Source organism: Neptunomonas japonica DSM 18939, from assembly GCF_000422765.1.
Taxonomy (GTDB): domain Bacteria; phylum Pseudomonadota; class Gammaproteobacteria; order Pseudomonadales; family Balneatricaceae; genus Neptunomonas; species Neptunomonas japonica.
In genome coordinates, this window is record NZ_AUGR01000005.1 from 216,660 (window position 1) to 237,506 (window position 20,847).

Consider the following 20,847-nt stretch of genomic DNA (forward strand, 5'->3'; position numbering starts at 1 on the left):
AATCAGATAAGTCCTTTCAGAGAAACTAGGGGGTCTTTACCTCTACTACTCATTTCAGTGGTAACACTTGATAATAACCGAGTCCATTCAGGTAAATCATCCTTCCAAGAGCTTGTTAAACGCAGCAAGCCAACTAACAACACATCACTCAAGTCTTTTGCTTTAACGAATCGCAAGAAACTATTACAAGTTTCGTATTCGTGATTTTTTAGGAGCTCATTTATACTCTTATAATAAGGCAGCAGGGATTTAACATTATCTAAGCTTTTTGAATTACCATAAAAGTCAGATACCCACGGCGCTTTCTTATACAAACTGAAATACTCTGTACTATAAACTCTTGCTGGAATGCTAGCAGTTGATTGAGCCGTATTTAAAGGAAAGCGAACAATAGATACCACTGAGGAGCGCGTAGCACGCCTAGCTGAAATATTAACAGCTTCAGTGACATCATGACCTTGAATGTAAGAGGTCATAGCGTTTTCTGTAGGTAGCTCGCATGCAATCATAGCTATTTACAAACCTCCGAATTTACTAGCGTGCCAAAAGAGTGCTTTTGCAGGTCATGAGCTTTATCTAACCATTCAAGTATCATTGTTTGATCGATATCAGTTGTAAAATCGCTTGAAACCTTTGATACCACTAATGTCTCAAGTATAAATCCTGGCATATCATTGATAATCGCACTAGCTACTTTAACGACTGCTTCACCTTTTGGGTCAAGTGACTTAATTGTATATTGACAATTCACTGCCACAATTTCTTCTTCTACTGTATCTTTGCTCAAGAATTTTTCTGGCAAGCTCGTATTGATGTGAAAGGTGTCTGACAGGAACTTCTCTGCACTATTACCATTTTTAGGAAAAAAAGCATCTTGGTATCTTAAGATTAAAACCAGTGAATCCTTGTTTGTCTTAAGTTTATGAGGGCCAGCTTGATCAAAAATCTTAAGGCATTCCTGAATAGCCTGTTTGAAACCACTCCAAGAATAGCCTTCTGTTACCTGATTAACAGTAAAGAGGCCCAGACCCGTTTGAAAGCAAGGCCATTTATTCTCTGCTTTACGATAACGATGAGTAAGTGTCATTGGAAATACAGAAGGTGAACCATCACCCAACATCTCAATATGGTCATAGCCATTTAATGAAGCAAGTGCACTTACTTTGCCAGCAAAAAGAGTTTGATCATCATTAGTATATTGAAACTGACCTGGAGCATGCTCTCCCCATCTCAACTCAAAAATTGCTTCAAGTAGGGGTGGGTTTTGTAAAAGTGCCATCTGTCAACATTCCTATTCATTACTCTCTTAAAACACAATAACACAAAGCGCCCATAACTGGTTCTAACAAATCACTAGCTTGTGTTTTGCAGCTTTTCTCATCCTTAAACAGCCAGAATTAGCATTATTGTAGCATAACAATAATGCAAAACGAGCGTACTCATAACTTGCAAATAAGTTACAGGTGAATTTCTTCCAATATGAGAAGCTATAATAATGTTTTGCATGGAAGCATTTTATATACATAATTTCCTCCTATGGCTTTATCACTTAAGAATACTGATGCTCACGACAAATAAGCTGAACATCATTTGGCGTAAGCAGTTCTTGAGTTAGGCCGCACAAGTACTCACCAGAGGCTTGCTGAGTATTATGAACACAGCTAGAACATTGGCCGAAAGGTTTAAAATCATTAGCGTTCTGTAGCTGATACAGCAAGGTCTGTAAGGATGAGTTGATCATGGCAACCTCATCAGTACTCATAAGATCACTGGCTGCTTTCAAGATAGGAGAAGGCAACATCTGCTGTGTTACCGCTCTCCCCGCTTCGGTTATTTTCAGATGTGTAACACGCTTATCTTTTTCATCTGTGAGCTTTTCTATCAATGCTTTTTTCTCAAGCACTTTAAGTGTTTGCGATACCGTACCTTTGGTTTGCCCCAAAAATTCAGTCACGGCCATGGGCGTATCTGAGTAACGGTTACAGTTCGCAATATATTGTAATGCTTCAAACTGTACGGGCTGCAAACCATGCTCTAGGAGCATTCCCCTGCTTTCACTTCGCAGTAAACTCGCCAACCTTTCCAGTAATTGCTGATCTATCAATTTATTCATAAGCAAATAGTATCGAATCAATACCTTGTTGACAAGCAGAGAAAACCACTTCATCATAATATTGTTTCGAGTCAATACCAAAAGGATAGTAACCATGAAGATTCAACATTTACTCACCCACCCCGTACTAACAACAGCTACATTGGCTACAGCCCTACTCACTTGCTCAGTAAGCTTTGCCGATGGCTCACATACCAGTGGTATACATTCAAAGCTAAGCACATCTCAAAACATTGAGCCCACCTTTGACATTGTTCACACTAAAGTGACTACAAAAAATAATATCGCCACCTTTCATATGGCTGTCGCCTCACAAGCAGGTACAAGCAAGCCCAGTGCGAGTGGGAAGTTAGCGGGGAGCTCGGTTTACTCATACGTATGGCCCACCAGCCTTGATAGCGCTAGCGTAGGATTTGAAAGTAACGCAGGTATTTTGGCACTGGCAGTAACAGCACACCCAGATTTTGACGATACGCCACTCTATGATGAAAACGCAGACAATGATCCAGGGAATGATGGTGATATTTGGCACAGCCATTGGGTGGTCCTGCAACCCAATGAGCAGTGCGGTAAAGGAGCACTCGGCGTTGTTGATATCCCCGAAGGCGCTACACCAAAATTACCTAAAACCTGGCCAGGACTTCCTATCCTATTAGACAGCCCCGGTTGGGATCCTGTATTTAATGGTGATACTGTAGAAGTTAACGTCGCCTTTGATGACATTACGGTTTTTGAGAAGACCTCATTTGATGGCGTCACTGCAGGCTTACGTGTTAACCAAAGTGTGCACGCTCCCCTGTTATGTGTGGTTAATGTCATCGATATTGCCTCAGGCGATTTAAGTCTTCCGGGCAAAGCAAACCAATAAACAGCAAACCTAGCGACAAGGATGTTTCTTTCTTCGAGGCAATAAAAAAAGGAGAAACAGCATGCAAAACATCATTACCTACGGGCAAGCACCCGAGTTAGAAGCCCTGACATGGCTTAACACAGATATACCACTCACCTTATCCGACTTAAGAGGAAAAGTAGTCGTCATTCATGCCTTTCAAATGCTATGCCCGGCTTGTGTCGTACATGGCATTCCCCAAGCTGGCGCTATACACGAGCTATATTCACATGACGATGTGCAACTCATTGGCCTACATACTGTTTTTGAACACCATGACGTAATGACGGTAGAAGCACTCGAGGTTTTTGCATCGGAGTATCAGCTCACATTTCCCATAGCGGTAGATGCCCCGTCAAACACAGGGGCTATTCCAAAAACGATGGCCGCCTACTATATGCAAGGCACTCCTACACTTATTGTAATCGACCAACAGGGGCAAATAAGGCTCAATCACTTTGGCCGCTTAAGCGATATGCAGGTAGGAAATGCCATTGGCCAGATCATCAGCGAAGAATAAATTTTATGAATATTTAAATAATTTTTCCTATTTCAGTTTGGTTTCAGTTACGGGTTTTAAAGTAGCACCATCACAGCGAAACACGCTGAACAAACTTAAGGAAATAACATTATGAAAACTCTACTTACGGCTACTCTTCTTTCTTCTGCTCTTTTCGCTTCACAGGCATTTGCTGCTGGCTTAAGTGACTTTTCTGAACACTCTGTTGAAGCTAATCTCGCTGCCGGTCATGTTGCTTCAGCACAAGGTTTTGCATCAGTTGATAGCCCACTGTCTCACTTAGGCGCATCAACAGAAGCACAGCTAGATAACGATAGTCAGTATATCGTCAGCACTTATGGCAACACTGTTGTGTTTGCAGGCTTAACTGCACCAGCAGGATCAACAGAAGCACAGCTTTAATTACTCTGAGGGAGCTAAGCCTCCCTCATTCAACTCTTACCACTATTGATAGGAATAGTTCTAGGTTCAGATTTACAGGCTCAAAAACTCAGGTTCACACTTTTTATACTCTCTTCATGTACAGACTCTTAGCCGCTAACTATTTTATAGTTCAGCGGCTTTTTTTGTAATGAACGAAACGGAACCTGTATTACTGCCCCCCCACAAGAATAAGCTTGCCCGTCTTAGGATCACGGTAAACCTGCCCTAGCGACTCCATACCATTTGCCTTTCCGTTAATCATCTCCTCAATCGCATCCGGCGCTTCAACCAGTTCACGCCCTTCGGTAACTTCAGTTTTACCGTCTAGCTTAAAATGCTCACGCATCTCCTGGCTTTGCGAGACCAGTGCCAACATCAGCCCAAGAGCAAACACCAACATAACATCCATGATATTAGCGAAACCTGTTAGCGGGTCATTATCACCCTCACTAAAGCGACCACTTTGCCAAGGTAACGGCTTTTTGTTCTCAGGCTGCTTCATGGTTACTGCTCTGGGTTAGTTGAGTCCAAGTATGCTCATACCAACGGCGCCGTATCCTGCTAATGCAATAAGCGAACAAGCCTACTAATAGCCCCACCACTGTCGTATCAAAAGCAACGGTCAGTGCCGTTGCTAGGATATCGATATCTCCTGCACTTAGCGCTGTAAGGCCCGGCCCCAAAGGAATCAAAGTTCCCATCAGACCGAGGATAGGGCCTACACGAGCCAATAGGTCAGTGCGCTCAAGCCGACAATTAGCATAATGGCCAAAACGCTGATCACTGCCTTTAGCGTAAATTGGCAAGGTGATAAAGCGCTCCGCTATCATTAACCCCAGCTCCCATAACGTCATCATAACGGCCAACGCCAAAGCGACGAGTACTGGATATAACAATAGATCAACAAACTGATGCAAAGCACCAAGAACAATACCGTGAATCATGTAACTAGGTTCCTTTTACGTGTTGTTTGGCGTGACGAATGCCGCGATAAAAACCCGCACCGATAATAGTTAATAACAACGCCAGAGCCAGCCACTGCCAATAAGATTCGTCTACAACCGACTGCTGCTCAGTTGCTTTTGTTGTAGCCGCTTTTTGACCACTATCCGGCTTGACTTGCTGCTCAGAAGGTTTACTTTGCTGTTTTGATGTCTGAACAGCTTGTTCTTGCAGCTGCTGTATCTCTGTCAGGCGATAGATCTCCACTGCCTTTTTAGCTTGGTCTTCAGGCTCCCCTTTAGCAGCCTTGATCGTCTGCTCCAAAGCTTGCCAATCTTCAGCACTTAGGTGCTGTTCTAGCCAAGGGAGCATTGGGTGATCCGGATCGGTATGGCCACTTCCGGGCAAGCCATTTTTAGTAACCAACTCAGCAAACTTATCCGCTAACTCAGCGATCGTTTGCTTATCAGCCTGCCAAAACCCTTTATGCACAGCCACCAACATCACGGCCAGCATATTGCTTTTAACATGCACGTTATGGCCCTTCTCCAGAAACTCATCGAGTTGTAAGTCGTAGCGGTCATCCATATAGACAGCTTTAACCTCTTCCCACGCCCAATCACCGACTAAGCTTGGGTTAGTCACCTGCCAACCCCACAGATATTCAAGAAACTCACTTCCCATCGTGCGAGCGCCAGCATAATCGTGTTGCATCAAGCCTTGCAGCCACTCAGGATTAAGAAAGCGTCCTCTTAACTCTTGTCTCAGCGCCACACTTAAAGGTTGAGTGCGGATCTGTTCTGGGTTGGAGTGATCCAATACAAAGTTATTGGGCGTTTGGCCAGTTAGGGTCTCAATTGATAAGCTCAACCCACCAAAGTAATCGAAGGCATCATTATTATCGATGAGCCCATAGAGGTTACTGGAACGACCAAAGTAGGTATTTTCTACGTCAGATAATGCCGTTCGAAATGCTTGTGCTGCGGGCTTACCAAAGCCTTCGGCACCATAGCTATGGCCGAGGCGTCGCAAATATACATCCGCTAATTCAGAGCGCTGCTCCCAAGCACCCGAACGCTCAACAAGGCGATTAATACCGGCGCCATAGCTGCCGGGAGCATCACCAAACACACGAAAACTGGCTACAACACCGGCTTGCTCAGCGGAACTCCCTTGCAGAAGTAAGGCTTGCGCCTGCTTCACCCAATGCTTAGCTACTTGGTTTTGTTGCAAGCTTTCCTTACCGCCGACGGCAAGTTTCCCCAATGGGGATAACGCCTGCTGTAGAGCCAATGTAAGCGCTGGGTAGTCTTTAATAATAGTATCTGCACTGGTATCCAGCGCCATCAGGGTGGCACGATTAAGCAGCATCATTTGCTGGCCATAAAGGTCACGAAACAGGCCCGATGTAGTGAATACGGTATCGCGCCTGACACGCCCATTATCAAGTACTTGAGGCTTCAAACCTTTAACTAAGCCACGGCTATTCCACACCGGCTCAATACCCAGCATATCCAGCCCAAAAGCAATCATCACTCCCTCATCGCGTACTACGTCTGATGCCCACAGTACCAATGCTTCACTTTTATCTGGGTTTTGCTGATTACTTTGCAGGTTGCGGCTACGTGCATCTTCGGCCATCTGTTTTCCTAGCTGCCAGGCAACTCGACTAGGAATAAGACTGCTATCTAGCGCATAGAAGTTGCGTCCTGTGGGTAAACTGTTTGGGCTTCGAATCGGATCATTACCCTGCCCTGGTGTAATAAATCCTCCACTTAGACCGTTGAGTAATGACTGCGCCTCTGCTGCAGGTGATAGCTGTAGTTTTTTCTGCCACTCCCGTTGCTGTTCTTCATCGCTGGCTGCCATTGAGTTCAACATCATATCAACGGCCTGATCAGTCCAGTCTTTGCCGTATATGTGCAACCCTAGCGGCATAAACTTTTCTTGTAAGGTAGTCAGGTAGTGGCCTATCTCATGCACTAACATATCGTCGTCTACTTCATCGAAACTGATTCCCATAATCGACAACTCGGCAGACATCGACTCGGCCAGTTCATCCTTAAGTTCCAACTGCTCCACCTTGTCACGAATTTGCTGCACTAGTCGGTTGGCAACGGCTTGATTACCACTACCGTGGCTGGTTTCAAAACTTTCGATAAGTTGGCGCAATTGCAGTAACTCATCATATAAAGGCGTGCTCTTAAGTGGTGGTGTTAAATGGTCCACCATCACCGCCAACCCACGGCGTTTAGCCTGAATACCTTCACCCACCCCATCAACAATGTAAGGGTAAATGCCGGGAATATCAGCGGCAACAATACGCGAATAGTCATCTTCTGCGACCCCAACCGAGCGACGTGGCAAAAACTCATACGTTGAGTGGCGCCCTAAATGCACCAATGCATCCGCTTTAAAGCTATCACGTAGATACTGGTAAAATGCCAAATACTGATGAGGCGGAGGGAACGCTAAATTAGCATGCAGTAGTTCTTCGTTAATTTCCCAACCACGAGGTGGCTGAGGACCAATGAAAATATTGCCAAACGTCAGACCCGGTAACAGCAGCTGGTTTTGATAAGTCATCACATTACCCGGTGCTTTACCCCAGCCACCAAGGCCTTCAATACCGGTTTGCTGCAAGGCTTTGATGATAGACAACGCATCGTCCATACAGAGTTTGTTATCGCTGGGCTTATTTGAGTTTTTACTAGGACTGAGGCTTTGTTGATAACAGGATTTTAATTGACCCAGTAAAATTAATGCACGCTGGCGAGCCTTATGATCAACACCCTCCAGCAGGTGATACATCTCCTCCATGGTGTGCTGCAATGCATTTTCAGCCAGCTCTGGTTTGCCCGCTTTTATTGCAGCTTCAAGCTGCTCGTGCAGTAAACCAAAGGGGCCAAACTCCATCTCTCGCTGCACGCTCGCGGGCAGTTGCTTAAACCACTGCTGATAATTCTTTGCCGCCACTTTAGTGATTTTCGGACTCATCGTTTTGAGTGCTTGAGCATCCTGAGGAAGGTTAACTCCACGCTCTTGCATCATATCCAGCAATATTTTCTGTGATGCCGGTAGCTCTCCTGTGTCGTAACCGTCAGCCTTAAGCTGCTGCAGAATCTGCCAGAGTGACGCGGGAACATCGAGATTATCAGCACCAATATTGTGGCGTCCAGGAGGATGGTTGTAATAGATGATGGCAATGCGTTTATCGTTATTAGCCTTAGTTTGCAGGGTTTGCCAACGCTTGATACGCGCTAATAGAGTATCAACACCTTCTGCCAATGGAGCGATTGCCTGCACTCGGATACCGGAGATTGGATCATCGATGTTGTCTCCAGCGGTTGCGATAACCAAAGGTTGGCTAGCTCCCTGTAGCTCGGGCATTGCTACCTGATAGTAAACCTTCTCTTGCGCGAGCCCATCTGAAGATAAGTGGCGCTCCAGCGCTGTGCGGTCTCGCAGTTTGATTGCTTTAATCACGGGCACATTAAGCTGTTTGAGAATCTCAGTAACTGCTCCGCGCCCCTCACCGCCACCAATAACAAAATCTTGTAGCATAACAATAGCGCTCAGCTGCTTACTGTAAGGCTTGAGTTGCTCTACTGCATCAACACCGGCCTCTCCCCAGTAAGCGAGAGCAGTCAAGCAGTCGCTACCGTTTCGCTCTCGTGCCTGCTCACATAAACCGCGTAGCATTGCTGCATCAGCAGGCCGCCCTCCTCCCGCATGGTCGATAACCACCAACAGTGGTTGATCGCTTAACGTAGGTATTTCAGTACTGAGCTGCCCTTTATATAACCACCTTAACCTAGGAACTGGAGAGGGAGTTTCAATTTTAGTAGCGGCTCCCAGACGCTGATAAACCCAGCTAAAGAGTAGGCTAGCGTTTTCACTACCACCTGCCTGCCAGTAACTACGTGCTCTAATCCACTGGGCTTGGTTTGGATACTGCTGTAGCTGCTGATTCAACCAGCCATCAAAGTCGTTATCAGGATGGGCTTTGCTTATCTCACGTAACTGTTGGTCATTATCAAACACGGCTCTGTGTTCGAGCTGGCTAAGTTTCACCAGGCGGTGATCGCTGTTGAGCACGAGTAATGGTCTTTTTACCTGGCGTAGCAGTGGCTGTAATTCAGCCACGCTGGGACCATAGAGGCCTATCGCTAATATAGCTTCGCTGTTGTTAATCAGATCGGCGGTTTGCTGCTCAGGTAACTGACGCAATTGAGCATCCGTACGTGCTTTGACAACCAGTTGAGGATAACGCTGGCTAAACTGGCGAGCAGCCTCGGCAACGGTCTCGGCATTGCGCTGGGAAACCAACACCAGTAAATAGTCTTGTTTATTTTGAGTAGGCGTAGCAGCCCAAGCAAATTGAGCTGTCGTCTGCATGAGAAGCAGAAGCGTCAGTATTAACGAACGCATAAATGTTAATCTCCAGGTAGTGGCGTAAAAAAAGGAGACAAACGTATGCCGCTGATAATACTCATCAGAACATGTCATACCGCGTTTTCCCGCCCGGTGCATATATAAATTACTGGTTCATGTATCTGGCTTTTGCATTAGCGAAACGCTAAGCAATTACAGTTGCGGGAACAGCCCCGGATTCACACCGGGTTCCATGAGAGCATTGATCGGATCAACAGCTCAGTAACGCCCGTGTTTGTACAGGTGATGCAAAGTTAAGTCAATTAGGGCAATCCTGACGAGTGTCCAGTGAGGGTTTAAACTAGGGGTTTAGTAAGCGCCCCAAAGAGCGCTGATCCGAAAGCTTTAGCGGGATTCTTTTCTATGATGTGTATAGAGTCTGCCTCTTATCACTCAAATACTGGTTTAAAGAAACTACGTTCTAAGCTCAGAATACAGCGGGTACTTTTTGCATAATCAAAAGCGGCAAGACACTCAGCATCATTGAACGAATCAATACGATATTGCTCATATTCGGTTAGGCTTGGAAAAGTAAATAGTGCCAGCGCTATATTGTTTGCACCTTCAGAAGGCAGAAAATACCCGTTGTGAACGCCGCCAAACTTATTAACTAAAGGGATCCACATCTTCGCGTACTTTTCAAATTCAACAAGCTTATATGGATCAATCACATAGCGTAAATAACAGGTTACCATTTAAATCTCCTTATCTAGGCATTAAGTTTTTTAATTTAAACGTCTTCTATTTTCGTCCTAACCGATTAACCAGCGATAGCCCCATAAAAAAGTCATGCCGCCCAAGATCGGCCAAAGCAGACTTTTAAAATAACTTGCAAAAACAACAGCCACACACCCTGCTAAAATTTGCGCTAGCTCTACTTGTAAGCCATCAACTTGTTTACTAAAGACAATCGGAGGGATGCACAGTGCAGCTAAAATAGCTGGGGGTAACAACAAGAGCACTGGCTGGCAACGCGCTAATAGTGGCCCTAGTTTTCCATGCAACTGAATAAAAGAAAGGCGTATTAAGAAGGTAGCTAGGCCACATACAAAAAACAGTCCCCACAAACTCAACTCACTCATGTGGACGCCCCATCACTGAGTTAAACGAGCGGCCGGCAATACGCGGTAATATCAAGCCCGCAACAACCCCTCCCACAATCGCCAAAATAAAGCCTAAGTTGTAAGGTAGACCCTGTAAAAAGATAGCGGCTAGTCCCGAAACCACCGCAACAATTAACAACAGACGATTAGTAATAGTCGACATTAACATCGCCAGAAACGCCAGAGGAATAGTAAAGCCGAGCATCCATTCAGGAGGAATGCTCGCTCCCACTGCAATGCCCAGTATTACCGCCAATATCCAGCTAACCCACAATGCCACAGCAGTGCCTAAGTAATAACTAATGCGTTCTGCATCCGTGCGTTGTTGCTGATCAGGTGTAATACACAAGCCATAGGCCTGATCGCACAATAGATATGCAAAGGGAAGCCGGAAACGCTTCTTCAGGGGGTAAAACAACGGGGCGAATGTTGCACTATAGATGGCAAAGCGTAAATTAATCACGATGGTGGTTAACACAATTACCACAAATGCTGCATTTTCTTGGATAAGCTGCATTGCTGCTAATTGTGCTGATCCAGCAAAGAACAACACCGTCATTCCCATGATTAACTCGGGGCTCATATCCAAAGCTACACCGTTGGCACCCACAATTAAACCAAACGGCAAAACGCCTGAAACCAACGGCATCAGATCCCTTACCCCTTGCCAAAATTGTGATCGATAATCCCTCACCTGCATAACTAACTATTACCCTTTAAAGAGTTAAACAACATTGAGGAAGGTTACGCTCACTCACTAGCGCACTCAATAACTTAACAGCGCCTTGTATTACTTTTCTAGGCAAAACACTTTTGCGTAAAAGAACCCACACAATATCAAGAGCACCTCCTCTTTGGCGACAATATTTACTTCACCTGTCGTTATTCTACAACTGCACCTTACAACAACCGTCAACAGTGGGCTCGTTTCATTAATAAAAAACACTTTACATACATAAAAATATATCGCACTATTTGATAGTGCGCTATATAAATAATTATCGACACCTAATTCTGTTTGGAAAATCACAATGAAACCAGAAAAAATTCTTTATACCGCCTATGCAGAAGCAACTGGTGGCCGCGAAGGCCATATCAAATCAGACGACGGAGCACTGGACTTAGCACTAACAACACCAAAAGCATTAGGTGGTGCAGGTACGTTTGGCGTAAACCCTGAGCAAATGTTCGCAGCGGGATATGCGGCGTGTTTCATTGGTGCACTACGTGTTGTATGCACACGTGAAAAAGTAGCCTTCCCGGAAGACACCCTTGTGTCAGGTGAAGTCAGTATCGGGCCTATTGGTGATGCGTTTACTGTCACCGCTACATTGAATATTTCCCTGCCAGGGATTGATAGCACTCAAGCCAAAGAGCTGATCGACAAAGCACATCATGTATGTCCATACTCTAATGCTACACGCGGTAACCTTGATGTGACACTAAACCTCATAACGTAAAATTATGCATGATAAGGAGATCTACCATGGCACAACGTTCATCTAAACTTTCAGTATCCAAGGCATTACTAATTACGGCTTTTGCTAGCGTCACTAGCATGAGTGCTCAGGCCGATTGGCAACTGGATAACTCGCAATCTTCATTGAGTTTTATTTCAGTTAAAAAAGTGAATGCAGCTGAAATATTCCAGATTACAAAGCTTCAAGGTAGCTTAAGCGATACGGGTGCATTAGAGATTAAATTAGATTTAGACAGCATCAAGACTCAAATTGACATCCGAGATACGCGAGCATCTATTTGATACTGCTAACTTTAAAGTCGCTACCTTAAATGCACAGCTATCTGCTGAAGCGCTCAGTGCAATTAAGCAAGGAGGTGTCCTTACCACTAGCGTTGATGGCCTACTTGATTTTCATGGTCTTGAAAAACCTATTACAGCTAATGTAACCGTGATGTCTGATGGCAAAACTATTTTAGCCTCTACGCAGCAGCCCATTATTGTAAAAGCAGCTGATTTTGGCTTAGATACAGGAATAGAAAAACTACGTGAACTTGCAGGGCTAGCGAGTATTGGCCATTCGATTCCGGTCAGTTTCAACCTGGTTTTAAAATAATCAGCTCTTTTTAAAGCACGCATAAAATACTGTTGTAACGGGGGTTGGCATCAACCCCGTTACCTAATACTAAGCGACTTAAATAAAACCACTTATTGGTTAACATAGCTAAGAAGTAAAAACCTGCTTGCCATGCTCCACACGAGCGCTACACTTGTCATAAACAGCTCTCTTTTTTCATAGGTAACAATAAGATGACAAACACACTCTCCCCTATCGATGAGCGGCTGTGCTTTGCCTTATACTCCACTTCTCAAGCTATTATTAAAAAATACAAAAAGAGCTTAGCTAAGCTGAGTATGACGTACCCACAATATCTGGCGTACCTCGTCTTAAGCGAGCAAGATACAATGATCGTCAAAGATCTAGGCAAAGCGCTCTATCTTGATTCGGCAACACTCACACCGCTATTAAAACGGATGGAGCAGTCCGGGCTCGTCACTCGCCAAAGAGCCAGCGATGATGAGCGAAAAGTAATGATTAGCCTCACGCCAAAAGCAAAAGCCTTACATGATGATATTGCCACTATTCAAAAAGACGTTGCTTGCTCAACTGGGCTAGCGCCAGAGCGCTTTCAAGCGTTACTCTCGCAACTGCATGACCTCAATCAGCAATTGAGATCTCCCCAAGCAGAGACAAGCATCAACCATTAAGCTGGCTTTACTCTGACACAGAGCAAGACAGTTTAAGCATCCTGCATAATTGCACCGGCCTGGTACCCACTGTAAAGTACACAAAAAATAAGTAGGAGGTTGTTTTGCCTCTTAATAACAACCCAACTTAGTTAGGTAGTCCCAGAATGATTGATAAAGAAGCTGCTGCAAACTTGTTTAAAATGGCCGATGAGTTTATTGATGTAGCCAATCGCTTAGTGACATCAGACAATAAAGACTTAGAAGATGTAGGCGCTGCACTACGTTATGCCGCTGCACGTTTTAGTGCTCATGAAACGGCGTATAAATCGAAGGATTTAGCGGCAGAACGCAACGATGCATTATCGTGGTTCACAAACCAGTACTCTGAAATGCTGGAAGAAAACTTAGATCAGCATATCGAACATTTTGAATCACTTAAAAATAAGACTGAAAGCCACTAATAGCGGCGCATACCTTATACAAAGATCTGACAGGATGTCAGATCTTTAGCTACTTTTGTGATGTAGCTTTCAGATCACTTTTTTCTATTGGCGGCTTCATTTTCACAGCCGGAGCATTAATCAGTTTTCCAGATTTTTGAATCAATTTTTTCTTAACTTTATCTAACCTAATGACGTAACCATTACCACCAATTCCGCTAAACACCTCGTCAGCAAAAACAATAATATTGTTAGTATAAAAGGCCACTGCCTCTTTTTGAGTCACGATACCAAGATCAATTTGATGTACATCTCCAGAGAAGAAATCATCTCCCTGCCAGTTTTCAAACAACCATAGACGTTCTGAATCTAATAGCACTAGCTTGCTTCTGTCTGGACTTAGGGCTGCTGATGTAACCCAGCATAGCTCTTTAATAGTGGTGCAAGTCGAAAACTCATTGATGTATTTTGCTGTGAAATTTGCCGCATAATCACCTATTCGATAAAGCCGCGTTTTACCATCAAACGGGCTAGAACGATTTTTAGTGAATAGATAAAGACTGCGCTTATAGTAGATAAATGCTTCCACATCGTAGTGTGCATTTTTACGTACTTGCTCATCTAACCCGACCTTAAACTCTGGGTTGGTGAACTTAATGATTTCGGCACGAGTGCTAGCAGATTTGATATCAGTAGGGTTTTCAATTTTGTAGATGGTCAGCCATTCACGATCATTATCATTATTGCCAAAATCACCAATAAAGAAGTGTCCAAAATCGTCTTGGGTCATGTCTTCCCAATCCCAGTTTTTAGCATTCTCTATTTCAATACTACGCTCAATCTTACCAACACCATCTAGCTGATAAAGCCTGGGGGAATCCCCCCCGTCATTAATAGCCCAAAGCTGCTGCTTTTTATCAAACTCAATCCCTGATATCTCTTCTAGCTGCTTATCAAAACTGATAAATTTAGTGCTATTAAGCAGCCATGTTCTGTAACCGAGCACACTCAGGAAAACGACAAAGCAAATAAGCACAAGGCGAGTGATTGATTTTTTAGTTAACATCAAGATTACTACATATAAATCTTAGAAATGAGCATTCTATTGTAGCTCAAAAAGGGAACGGATAGCGTTCCCTATGCAGGCACTAAGTTATGAGTTTTTTAGTGAGAGTGACATCTCATGCCAGCTAAGCCCGCCGTGATCAGAATCTGATTCGCCGAGATGTACAAACCCATGCTTAGCGTACATTTGAATTAACTCAGTTTGGCAAATTAAATATATTTCAGTTTTTGTAAGTTCTCTCATACTACCAATGAAGCTATTCATTAGCTTATCAGCCATACCTTTGCCTTGATATTTGGGATGAACAACAACAGACATAATGACAATATGCTCACCACTTGGGTCATGACCGATTAATTCTTTAAATTCCTCGTCAGACAGTACTACGTTATGAGTGGCGCCAGAGTTGATAAAACCAATGATTTCTTCTTGGTTCTCTAAAACAATAAAGCCTTGAGGATATATTTTAATTCGCTTTAGTATTTTTTCTTTTGTAGCGGCTTCATCACCGGCATAAGACACAGACTCTATTTCAAAACATCTATCAAGATCTTCTTCTCTTGCAGAGCGAATAGTTAACTCATACATACGCTAATAATACTCCTAACCAATACTTAAAAATGCTGACAATTGCGGGAAAGCACAACAGACAGATTTAGCTCTGTGCACAAAACGAACGATGTTATCGCACCTGATTATACGGACATTAGAAAATCACAGCTAAAGTAATCGCCCCCTCTCATTCAATATTATTGACATACCCAACGCAACAAAGAAAACGACACCTAGTTATCAATAGGAAATTCATTATAAAAAACAGCCACATGCATAAAAAACACTCTATACAGCAATCATTAAGCCCCTAAGGTAGACCATGCTTCTCGCTGAAATAGTGATGTAAATACAATTTAAACTCACCATAGTGAGTGGAAACTTATCATGAGGGAAATATGAGAAATAATTACTTCCAAGCACTCGGTTTTATAGCAGCGATAGGCGTTTCTGTTAATGCAAATGCAGCCCTAATCGGCCAATGGGATTTCAATGGTTCTGTAGCAGGCACACCAGGAAATGATGCAGTATTAAGCGCCCCTACTGGATTAGATACATCAGGATATAATTTTGATTCCGGTAATGGCGTTGCCATCAATGTAGCTGGAATTACAGACACTTATGCTATTGAGATGCAATTTAGCCTAGATTCTAATGACTCAGGTTATCAACGACTAATATCCTTTGATGGCATAGCAGAAGACTATGGCCTTTATGCTTATGACAACTATATTTATTTTTATGATGCTAGTCCAGATATTGATAACTTCACTTTTTCTGCTGGCGAAGCAATGACTTTGAAAGTTAGCAGAGATGGTAGCACTGATACTTTTTCAGCTTACTTGAATGATAATTTCTTATGGGATTTTGATGATTCAAGTAATTTAGCTGTGATAACTGATCCTTCTCAAATGTTAAACTTTTTTGTTGATGACGGTAGTGAAAATCCTTCTGGTTTTGTGGACTCTATCAAAGTTTTTGATGGCAACGATAACGCCAGCACAGTGCCGGTACCAGCAACGATGTATCTCTTCTTAACGGGTTTGCTAGGACTGATGAGATTAAGAAAGAAAACAAGAGAACATTCCTAACATCAATACCAGCGGAGGTGGGATAACATCTCCGCTTTTTAAGCGGTATTAGCTCCATACAGTCAGCTAAACAATAAAGCACTATATAATGTTTATTTATTATTTAATACAGACCCCAAATAATCGGTTACTGTTGCCCCTAACTCCTGATGGAAGGCTTGCCGGTTAAACCCTTCTGGGTCTTGCGCCACAATGCCAACATCATTTTTAATAGCATCAGGAAACGGGGTTATGAACGAAAAGTGCCCAGCATTTTCGATGGTTTGATAACTCAGCATTTTCTTATTTTTGAAGTTTCTAGCTATTACCTCTGACTGATAAGGCTCAACCAATTCGCTATCCTTCTCTGCTCTTAAAAGCAGCGTTGGAATATCAACTGCAGCTAAAGCATCTTTAGACTTGAATAGTATTCCCACGGGCGCCATCAACACCAAAGCTTTAACGCGTTCATCACGCTTATTTTTGATTTCCACCGGCATTAATTGATGGTCTTTTACTAAACCGCAAAAAGGCGCATTCAGTTGAGGGCTACTTTCACACAACTCAATAATATGCCTTGTATTGGCTACACCACCAGCAACGGCCAGCGCACTATAACCACCTGCTGAATGTCCTATCACAGCAACTTTATCAACATCAATACTCGGCGCTAACGCAGGGGCTAACATTAACGAATCAATAGTAGATCTAATATGTAGCGGGCGATTTTTCCAATTGTTAACACTACCCTGGGCAGAGTTGTTTTTATAATTATCCTCAGGGTGCAATGGCATCGCTACGATAAAGCCTTGCTTAACCAGCGCAAAAGCAATACTTCGATGACCGAGATTAGAGCCACTGGAACCATGAGAAATAACTACCAACGGGAAAGCACCCTCAGCAATAGCACTGCCTATGGAGAGTTCCATCTTAAACGGCCCAAATTTAACGGATCTAGAGGGAACATGAGTGGGATAAACAACCGCCATAGGAAAATGTGTATTGGTTTCGTTTGATGTTACTTCGATTTTAAGAAAGCCCACAGAGAAATCACCGCTCGCTAGTACAGGCAAAGCACTCGATAAAAGAAAGGTAATAAACACGTACACTAGTCTAAACACAGGTAATCCCTCACCGTAAGATATTGTTAAAGAATCAGAAAAATCACACTATTTGCCTGACTTAATCATTTCGATAATTTTTTTAGCTTTTTCAAAGTGGTCAAGTTTGTGTGTTTGTATCCACCAAGTAGCCGCTTCCATCAGTAACTCGGGAGTATCGTTTTTATTAGCAAAGAACGCATAGAAAGAGACACCTACATTATCGCCTTTTTGGTCTATCTTCTTAGCGCATACTTTAATGACTTTTTCTCTTAATGAATTACGCACTTGATTCCCTTTATACACAATACAAATTACATTCAATATTTTATAAAGCTGTAATTACCAACGAAGTGAAGCAACTGACGGTAATGAGCTCCGTTTGAATTACTTATTGCTTAATTTAACTGCGGTTCCAAAAGCCAATATTTCAGACGAACCATCCATTATTGCACTGGTAGTAAAACGTATACCCACAACAGCGTCAGCCCCCTTTTCATTAGCACTTGCAACTAAACGCTGGATAGCTATATCCCGAGCATCGGTTAACATTTCGGTATAACCACGGATCTCGCCACCGACAATGTTCTTTAAGCCAGCCATAATATCTCGGCCAATATGTTTAGCCTGAACTACGCTCCCAGTAACAACGCCGACTATCTCCGTAATATCTCTACCTGGGATTGTCTCTGTGGTTGAATAAATCATAAAAACTCCTTAAGGCCATAACGGTTCATGACAACTATCGACACCTTGCGTGCCCTCACGGTTACTAACTTCCAGCCGTAAGAGCATAAACCACCTACTTTAAAGTTCAATGAATTACCGCTGCTTTTCTTTGCTAAAAAGTGAGGAAAACCACGAGAAAGTGGCATTAATAGGTAAAAGCGAAAATGATATATAAACACAAAAAAACGCAGCAACCTATATTAGGCAACTGCGCCTTTTTAGAACCAATCCTAACGTTTAGAAATTGAACTTCCCGTTATCATTTTTCTGTTCAACTTTTGCCGGGATTGTTTCTATTGTGTCCCAATGTTCAACAATTTTGCCATTCTCAAGACGGAACAGGTCATAAAAAGCGACATGTTCATTTAGAAACTTACCTTCGCTAATACTGAGAACAAAGTTACCTTGCCCAAGTACTTTATGGTTTTGAGTGTAAATCATTGGCATGCCCTGCTCTGCCAAAGCGCCAAGAGCTACACCTAAAGCAGCTAAGCCATCTCCCACTGCTGTATTATGCTGCAAGTACTCTTGCTCTTGTTCGCCGATATAATTGGTAATCTTGTCCATCTCACCCTTGATTAGGATAGTTTCTACAAAACCTGCAACGACCTGTTTATTTGCTGCAGTTTTATCTAGATCGTGAATATCAGTCTGGCCATCTAATTGCGTACGGCCACTTGGGTTTGGTTCTGCCTTTTCAGCTAGGTTATCCCAGTGTTCAACAATTAACCCTTCTTCAAACCGGAACACATCAAACCCGACTTTAGGTCCAAAAAAATTATAGTTAGTGTGTAATACAACGTATTCTCCATCCTGAAAAGCACGCTTAACATCCGCTTTTGCACTGCCTTTAGGTAGCGCCTGAAGCACTGCACCAAAACCTGCCAAACCATCACCAACGGCAAGGTTGTGTTGGATATATTTCTCAGGGTTTATGTAAGCAACGGGCGTTTGATCACCGGTTTCAATACTTCTGATCAGGCTAACTGCTTTATCTGTATTAGACAGGCTCATCTCTTTATCCTCTGTTGTTGCTAAGCACCCTGTAGATGCCAAGATTGCAGTAGTCATTGCTGCGCTGGTAACCAGTTTTGTGAGTTTTTTATTCATTATTGTCTCCAAATAAGATGGAGATAGATTACGGGCGAACAACAAATTTAACGCGGTGAGGGAGAGCCTAAAAATGGTAAATATCGAACCTTACGTTTTTAAAGATGAATTTTTTAATACGGCAAGCTAAGAGAAAGTACGAGTATATTGCTTTCGAAAACCGGAAGGCGTGTAGTGTGTATGTTTCTTAAAATACTTTACAAAATTACTGGCATCATTAAAACCAAGATCCCACGCCAGTTGCTGAGTGGTACAACTGTCTATTACCAAACGACGTTTAGCTTCGAGTAATGTGTAGGCATCTATTAACTGTTTAGCGGTTTGCCCAGTCCCTTTCTTGCAGACCTGATTCAGCGTTTTATATGTTGTGTGGATTTTATCCGCATAAAGGTTGGCATCGCGCATAATCGTAAAATTATTATGCAGCAGATCCAGAAAACGATTAAGTTTATCCACTTGCCCTACTGAAAGCATATTTTGCTCGGTTTCATGTCTCTCTCTCCTTAGCATTAACAGTAAGCAAGAAAATAGGTGCATCAAAATAAGTACGCCCCTATCAGGGTTTGCTAGCTCTTTTGATAACTCGGCCATCAGTAGGACACAACTGGATAAACCAGCATCAGAAGGTGTAATCACTGGCTGATAGTTAACACCTAAGTGGTTCGGCGAAAAGCCAGGCATACGCATGTTATTCAGCACTTGCTCTACAAATGATTTTGTAAAAAGTAGTACCTCACCTCTTGTATCAGCATCAAGATCATAGGCATGTACTTGGTCAGGATGAACCAGAATAAAACTACCGGGCTCAAAGTTGTAATCAATAAAATCGATGAGATGTTTACCTGATCCTTGCTCGACAAAGATCAGATTATAAAAATTGAGGCGATGGGGTGTGACTGGGTTGGACTCGATAACTTGAGCCCGCTTATACAGATCTTCAAGACTAATCGATTCAATACCAATATTACCGGCTTTTTGATAATTGAAGGCTATTTCAGGAAAATCCATGATGGTTAATACCATTAGCTAAGGGATGAGAACAAACTTACCTACGTGCTTTTTCTCAAGCAACCCTTTTTGAAGATATGTAATAGGATAAGGTTTGAAGAAGGAACAGAACCCACCTGAGATAGGTAGAAATTTGTTGAATGCTTGTGGCTTGAATACAATGAAGAAAACTATATTGGGTTTTAGATGTTTAAGCATGTCCTAGAAACTCTGCTTAAAAGCCCTAGTCAAGGAATGATAAAAGATGGGACAGGATGATGCATAAAGTAATTGTTCTGGATGATGTTGAGCAGCCTTGAGCGCCGTTTTAAATTAGAATCGTCAATGTATGAGCCCGTTTTTTTAGCTCGATAAAAGATACCTTAGCCGAATTGGATTTAGGTGACTGCTATGCCTTTATCACTGATGTGAAAATGCCACTATTATCCGGAGACCAAGTAGTTACCTACATTAGCCGAAAGTATCCAGAGCAGGCGTGCTTAGTGATTACAGGGCAAGCAGAAAAAGCAAAGATACAAAGAATTGCTAAAGCAGGCAATGTACGCCGTATTTTATTAAATACCAATGAGTTTTGATATGCTCATCAACGCTTTAGATAACATTGATAACACCGATGAATCATTGCCTGATTCATAACC

Annotated in this window: 26 protein-coding genes and 1 riboswitch; of the genes, 10 read left to right on the plus strand and 16 right to left on the minus strand. The window is 42.9% G+C overall.

Features of this window, described 5'->3' with window-relative positions:
• Positions 1 to 2 precede the first annotated feature (2 nt).
• The 3 genes from G511_RS0105235 to G511_RS0105245 all read right to left on the minus strand — a co-directional run bounded on the left by G511_RS0105235 (position 3) and on the right by G511_RS0105245 (position 2,113).
• Positions 3 to 476: a hypothetical protein gene (locus G511_RS0105235; RefSeq protein ID WP_156905148.1), complete on the minus strand. Its 474-nt coding sequence runs from the start codon at positions 474 to 476 to the stop codon at positions 3 to 5.
• A gap of 35 nt (positions 477 to 511) precedes the next feature.
• A complete protein-coding gene (locus G511_RS0105240; RefSeq protein WP_028468701.1) occupies positions 512 to 1,279 on the minus strand; it encodes a TIGR04255 family protein in 768 nt (255 codons plus the stop codon).
• 270 nt (positions 1,280 to 1,549) lie between these two features.
• Positions 1,550 to 2,113, minus strand: coding sequence for a MarR family winged helix-turn-helix transcriptional regulator (locus tag G511_RS0105245; protein ID WP_028468702.1), 564 nt, complete (start codon positions 2,111 to 2,113; stop codon positions 1,550 to 1,552).
• A gap of 94 nt (positions 2,114 to 2,207) precedes the next feature.
• Between G511_RS0105245 and G511_RS0105250 the strand changes: the two genes are divergently transcribed.
• From G511_RS0105250 to G511_RS0105260, 3 genes are all read left to right on the plus strand, one after another.
• Complete coding sequence (locus tag G511_RS0105250) at positions 2,208 to 2,981, plus strand: hypothetical protein (protein WP_028468703.1); 774 nt, start codon at positions 2,208 to 2,210, stop codon at positions 2,979 to 2,981.
• Positions 2,982 to 3,042: 61 nt separating this feature from the next.
• Entirely contained in the window at positions 3,043 to 3,522 is a 480-nt protein-coding gene (locus G511_RS0105255; RefSeq protein WP_028468704.1) for a redoxin family protein, read from the plus strand.
• A 111-nt stretch (positions 3,523 to 3,633) separates the two neighbouring features.
• Positions 3,634 to 3,924, plus strand: a complete 291-nt coding sequence (locus G511_RS0105260) for a hypothetical protein (RefSeq protein WP_028468705.1) — start codon at positions 3,634 to 3,636, stop codon at positions 3,922 to 3,924.
• A 190-nt stretch (positions 3,925 to 4,114) separates the two neighbouring features.
• On the opposite strand, the gene G511_RS0105265 is transcribed toward G511_RS0105260, so the two are convergent.
• From G511_RS0105265 to G511_RS0105290, 6 genes are all read right to left on the minus strand, one after another.
• The gene (locus tag G511_RS0105265) at positions 4,115 to 4,447 is read right to left on the minus strand and encodes a DUF2149 domain-containing protein (protein ID WP_028468706.1); all 333 of its coding nucleotides are present in this window, start codon (positions 4,445 to 4,447) and stop codon (positions 4,115 to 4,117) included.
• On the minus strand, positions 4,434 to 4,889 hold the full coding sequence (locus G511_RS0105270) for a MotA/TolQ/ExbB proton channel family protein (RefSeq protein ID WP_028468707.1): 456 nt from the start codon (positions 4,887 to 4,889) through the stop codon (positions 4,434 to 4,436). The genes G511_RS0105265 and G511_RS0105270 overlap by 14 nt, the downstream gene beginning before the upstream one ends.
• Positions 4,890 to 4,893: 4 nt before the next feature.
• The gene (locus G511_RS0105275; protein WP_028468708.1) at positions 4,894 to 9,318 is read right to left on the minus strand and encodes a cobaltochelatase subunit CobN; all 4,425 of its coding nucleotides are present in this window, start codon (positions 9,316 to 9,318) and stop codon (positions 4,894 to 4,896) included.
• Between the two features lie 99 nt (positions 9,319 to 9,417).
• A riboswitch (cobalamin riboswitch) is annotated at positions 9,418 to 9,558 on the minus strand.
• 152 nt (positions 9,559 to 9,710) lie between these two features.
• Positions 9,711 to 10,016: an NIPSNAP family protein gene (locus G511_RS0105280; protein ID WP_028468709.1), complete on the minus strand. Its 306-nt coding sequence runs from the start codon at positions 10,014 to 10,016 to the stop codon at positions 9,711 to 9,713.
• Between the two features lie 57 nt (positions 10,017 to 10,073).
• Entirely contained in the window at positions 10,074 to 10,403 is a 330-nt protein-coding gene (locus G511_RS0105285) for an AzlD domain-containing protein (RefSeq protein ID WP_028468710.1), read from the minus strand.
• Positions 10,396 to 11,073 (minus strand): AzlC family ABC transporter permease, encoded by a 678-nt coding sequence (locus G511_RS0105290; RefSeq protein WP_169565714.1) that lies wholly within the window; start codon positions 11,071 to 11,073, stop codon positions 10,396 to 10,398. The genes G511_RS0105285 and G511_RS0105290 overlap by 8 nt, the downstream gene beginning before the upstream one ends.
• 382 nt (positions 11,074 to 11,455) lie before the next feature.
• Here G511_RS0105290 and G511_RS0105295 point away from each other — a divergent pair, with 382 nt between their 5' ends.
• The 5 genes from G511_RS0105295 to G511_RS21890 all read left to right on the plus strand — a co-directional run bounded on the left by G511_RS0105295 (position 11,456) and on the right by G511_RS21890 (position 13,595).
• Positions 11,456 to 11,884 (plus strand): organic hydroperoxide resistance protein, encoded by a 429-nt coding sequence (locus tag G511_RS0105295; RefSeq protein WP_028468712.1) that lies wholly within the window; start codon positions 11,456 to 11,458, stop codon positions 11,882 to 11,884.
• 26 nt (positions 11,885 to 11,910) lie between these two features.
• Complete coding sequence (locus G511_RS23765; protein ID WP_051221592.1) at positions 11,911 to 12,186, plus strand: hypothetical protein; 276 nt, start codon at positions 11,911 to 11,913, stop codon at positions 12,184 to 12,186.
• Entirely contained in the window at positions 12,155 to 12,499 is a 345-nt protein-coding gene (locus tag G511_RS23770) for a YceI family protein (protein WP_051221594.1), read from the plus strand. Before G511_RS23765 ends, G511_RS23770 begins: the two co-directional genes overlap by 32 nt.
• Positions 12,500 to 12,693: 194 nt before the next feature.
• On the plus strand, positions 12,694 to 13,152 hold the full coding sequence (locus G511_RS21885; RefSeq protein WP_036551308.1) for a MarR family winged helix-turn-helix transcriptional regulator: 459 nt from the start codon (positions 12,694 to 12,696) through the stop codon (positions 13,150 to 13,152).
• Between the two features lie 146 nt (positions 13,153 to 13,298).
• Positions 13,299 to 13,595: a DUF3144 domain-containing protein gene (locus G511_RS21890; RefSeq protein ID WP_036551312.1), complete on the plus strand. Its 297-nt coding sequence runs from the start codon at positions 13,299 to 13,301 to the stop codon at positions 13,593 to 13,595.
• Between the two features lie 49 nt (positions 13,596 to 13,644).
• Here the strand turns inward: G511_RS21890 and G511_RS21895 are convergent, their stop codons facing one another.
• A complete protein-coding gene (locus G511_RS21895) occupies positions 13,645 to 14,640 on the minus strand; it encodes a hypothetical protein (protein ID WP_051221596.1) in 996 nt (331 codons plus the stop codon).
• An 87-nt stretch (positions 14,641 to 14,727) separates the two neighbouring features.
• Entirely contained in the window at positions 14,728 to 15,228 is a 501-nt protein-coding gene (locus tag G511_RS0105320) for a GNAT family N-acetyltransferase (protein ID WP_036551315.1), read from the minus strand.
• A gap of 362 nt (positions 15,229 to 15,590) precedes the next feature.
• On the opposite strand from G511_RS0105320, the gene G511_RS0105325 reads away from it, so the two are divergent.
• Entirely contained in the window at positions 15,591 to 16,283 is a 693-nt protein-coding gene (locus G511_RS0105325) for a PEP-CTERM sorting domain-containing protein (RefSeq protein ID WP_028468714.1), read from the plus strand.
• Positions 16,284 to 16,375: 92 nt separating this feature from the next.
• On the opposite strand, the gene G511_RS0105330 is transcribed toward G511_RS0105325, so the two are convergent.
• The 5 genes from G511_RS0105330 to G511_RS0105355 all read right to left on the minus strand — a co-directional run bounded on the left by G511_RS0105330 (position 16,376) and on the right by G511_RS0105355 (position 20,209).
• Complete coding sequence (locus G511_RS0105330) at positions 16,376 to 17,383, minus strand: alpha/beta hydrolase family protein (RefSeq protein WP_156905149.1); 1,008 nt, start codon at positions 17,381 to 17,383, stop codon at positions 16,376 to 16,378.
• Between the two features lie 48 nt (positions 17,384 to 17,431).
• Positions 17,432 to 17,650, minus strand: a complete 219-nt coding sequence (locus G511_RS0105335) for a DUF6500 family protein (RefSeq protein WP_028468716.1) — start codon at positions 17,648 to 17,650, stop codon at positions 17,432 to 17,434.
• Positions 17,651 to 17,749: 99 nt separating this feature from the next.
• Positions 17,750 to 18,070, minus strand: coding sequence for a heavy metal-binding domain-containing protein (locus tag G511_RS0105340; protein ID WP_028468717.1), 321 nt, complete (start codon positions 18,068 to 18,070; stop codon positions 17,750 to 17,752).
• A 258-nt stretch (positions 18,071 to 18,328) separates the two neighbouring features.
• A complete protein-coding gene (locus tag G511_RS0105350) occupies positions 18,329 to 19,201 on the minus strand; it encodes a nuclear transport factor 2 family protein (RefSeq protein WP_028468719.1) in 873 nt (290 codons plus the stop codon).
• Positions 19,202 to 19,327: 126 nt separating this feature from the next.
• Positions 19,328 to 20,209, minus strand: coding sequence for an AraC family transcriptional regulator (locus G511_RS0105355; RefSeq protein ID WP_028468720.1), 882 nt, complete (start codon positions 20,207 to 20,209; stop codon positions 19,328 to 19,330).
• Between the two features lie 350 nt (positions 20,210 to 20,559).
• Between G511_RS0105355 and G511_RS0105365 the strand changes: the two genes are divergently transcribed.
• Positions 20,560 to 20,784 (plus strand): response regulator, encoded by a 225-nt coding sequence (locus tag G511_RS0105365; protein ID WP_084629019.1) that lies wholly within the window; start codon positions 20,560 to 20,562, stop codon positions 20,782 to 20,784.
• Positions 20,785 to 20,847 lie beyond the last annotated feature (63 nt).

Bases quoted from the DNA above. Each gene is read 5' to 3' on its own strand.
- G511_RS0105240 (WP_028468701.1), bottom strand. From the start codon at position 1,279: ATGGCACTTTTACAAAACCCACCCCTACTTGAAGCAATTTTTGAGTTG.
- G511_RS21890 (WP_036551312.1), top strand. From the start codon at position 13,299: ATGATTGATAAAGAAGCTGCTGCAAACTTGTTTAAAATGGCCGATGAG.
- G511_RS0105285 (WP_028468710.1), bottom strand. From the start codon at position 10,403: ATGAGTGAGTTGAGTTTGTGGGGACTGTTTTTTGTATGTGGCCTAGCT.
- G511_RS0105340 (WP_028468717.1), bottom strand. From the start codon at position 18,070: ATGATTTATTCAACCACAGAGACAATCCCAGGTAGAGATATTACGGAG.
- G511_RS23765 (WP_051221592.1), top strand. From the start codon at position 11,911: ATGGCACAACGTTCATCTAAACTTTCAGTATCCAAGGCATTACTAATT.
- G511_RS0105350 (WP_028468719.1), bottom strand. From the start codon at position 19,201: ATGAATAAAAAACTCACAAAACTGGTTACCAGCGCAGCAATGACTACT.
- G511_RS0105325 (WP_028468714.1), top strand. From the start codon at position 15,591: ATGAGAAATAATTACTTCCAAGCACTCGGTTTTATAGCAGCGATAGGC.
- G511_RS21885 (WP_036551308.1), top strand. From the start codon at position 12,694: ATGACAAACACACTCTCCCCTATCGATGAGCGGCTGTGCTTTGCCTTA.
- G511_RS0105270 (WP_028468707.1), bottom strand. From the start codon at position 4,889: ATGATTCACGGTATTGTTCTTGGTGCTTTGCATCAGTTTGTTGATCTA.
- G511_RS0105245 (WP_028468702.1), bottom strand. From the start codon at position 2,113: ATGAATAAATTGATAGATCAGCAATTACTGGAAAGGTTGGCGAGTTTA.
- G511_RS0105255 (WP_028468704.1), top strand. From the start codon at position 3,043: ATGCAAAACATCATTACCTACGGGCAAGCACCCGAGTTAGAAGCCCTG.
- G511_RS0105260 (WP_028468705.1), top strand. From the start codon at position 3,634: ATGAAAACTCTACTTACGGCTACTCTTCTTTCTTCTGCTCTTTTCGCT.
- G511_RS0105290 (WP_169565714.1), bottom strand. From the start codon at position 11,073: ATGCCGTTGGTTTCAGGCGTTTTGCCGTTTGGTTTAATTGTGGGTGCC.
- G511_RS0105355 (WP_028468720.1), bottom strand. From the start codon at position 20,209: ATGGATTTTCCTGAAATAGCCTTCAATTATCAAAAAGCCGGTAATATT.
- G511_RS0105320 (WP_036551315.1), bottom strand. From the start codon at position 15,228: ATGTATGAGTTAACTATTCGCTCTGCAAGAGAAGAAGATCTTGATAGA.
- G511_RS0105265 (WP_028468706.1), bottom strand. From the start codon at position 4,447: ATGAAGCAGCCTGAGAACAAAAAGCCGTTACCTTGGCAAAGTGGTCGC.
- G511_RS0105235 (WP_156905148.1), bottom strand. From the start codon at position 476: ATGACCTCTTACATTCAAGGTCATGATGTCACTGAAGCTGTTAATATT.
- G511_RS21895 (WP_051221596.1), bottom strand. From the start codon at position 14,640: ATGTTAACTAAAAAATCAATCACTCGCCTTGTGCTTATTTGCTTTGTC.
- G511_RS0105275 (WP_028468708.1), bottom strand. From the start codon at position 9,318: ATGCGTTCGTTAATACTGACGCTTCTGCTTCTCATGCAGACGACAGCT.
- G511_RS0105250 (WP_028468703.1), top strand. From the start codon at position 2,208: ATGAAGATTCAACATTTACTCACCCACCCCGTACTAACAACAGCTACA.
- G511_RS0105295 (WP_028468712.1), top strand. From the start codon at position 11,456: ATGAAACCAGAAAAAATTCTTTATACCGCCTATGCAGAAGCAACTGGT.
- G511_RS0105280 (WP_028468709.1), bottom strand. From the start codon at position 10,016: ATGGTAACCTGTTATTTACGCTATGTGATTGATCCATATAAGCTTGTT.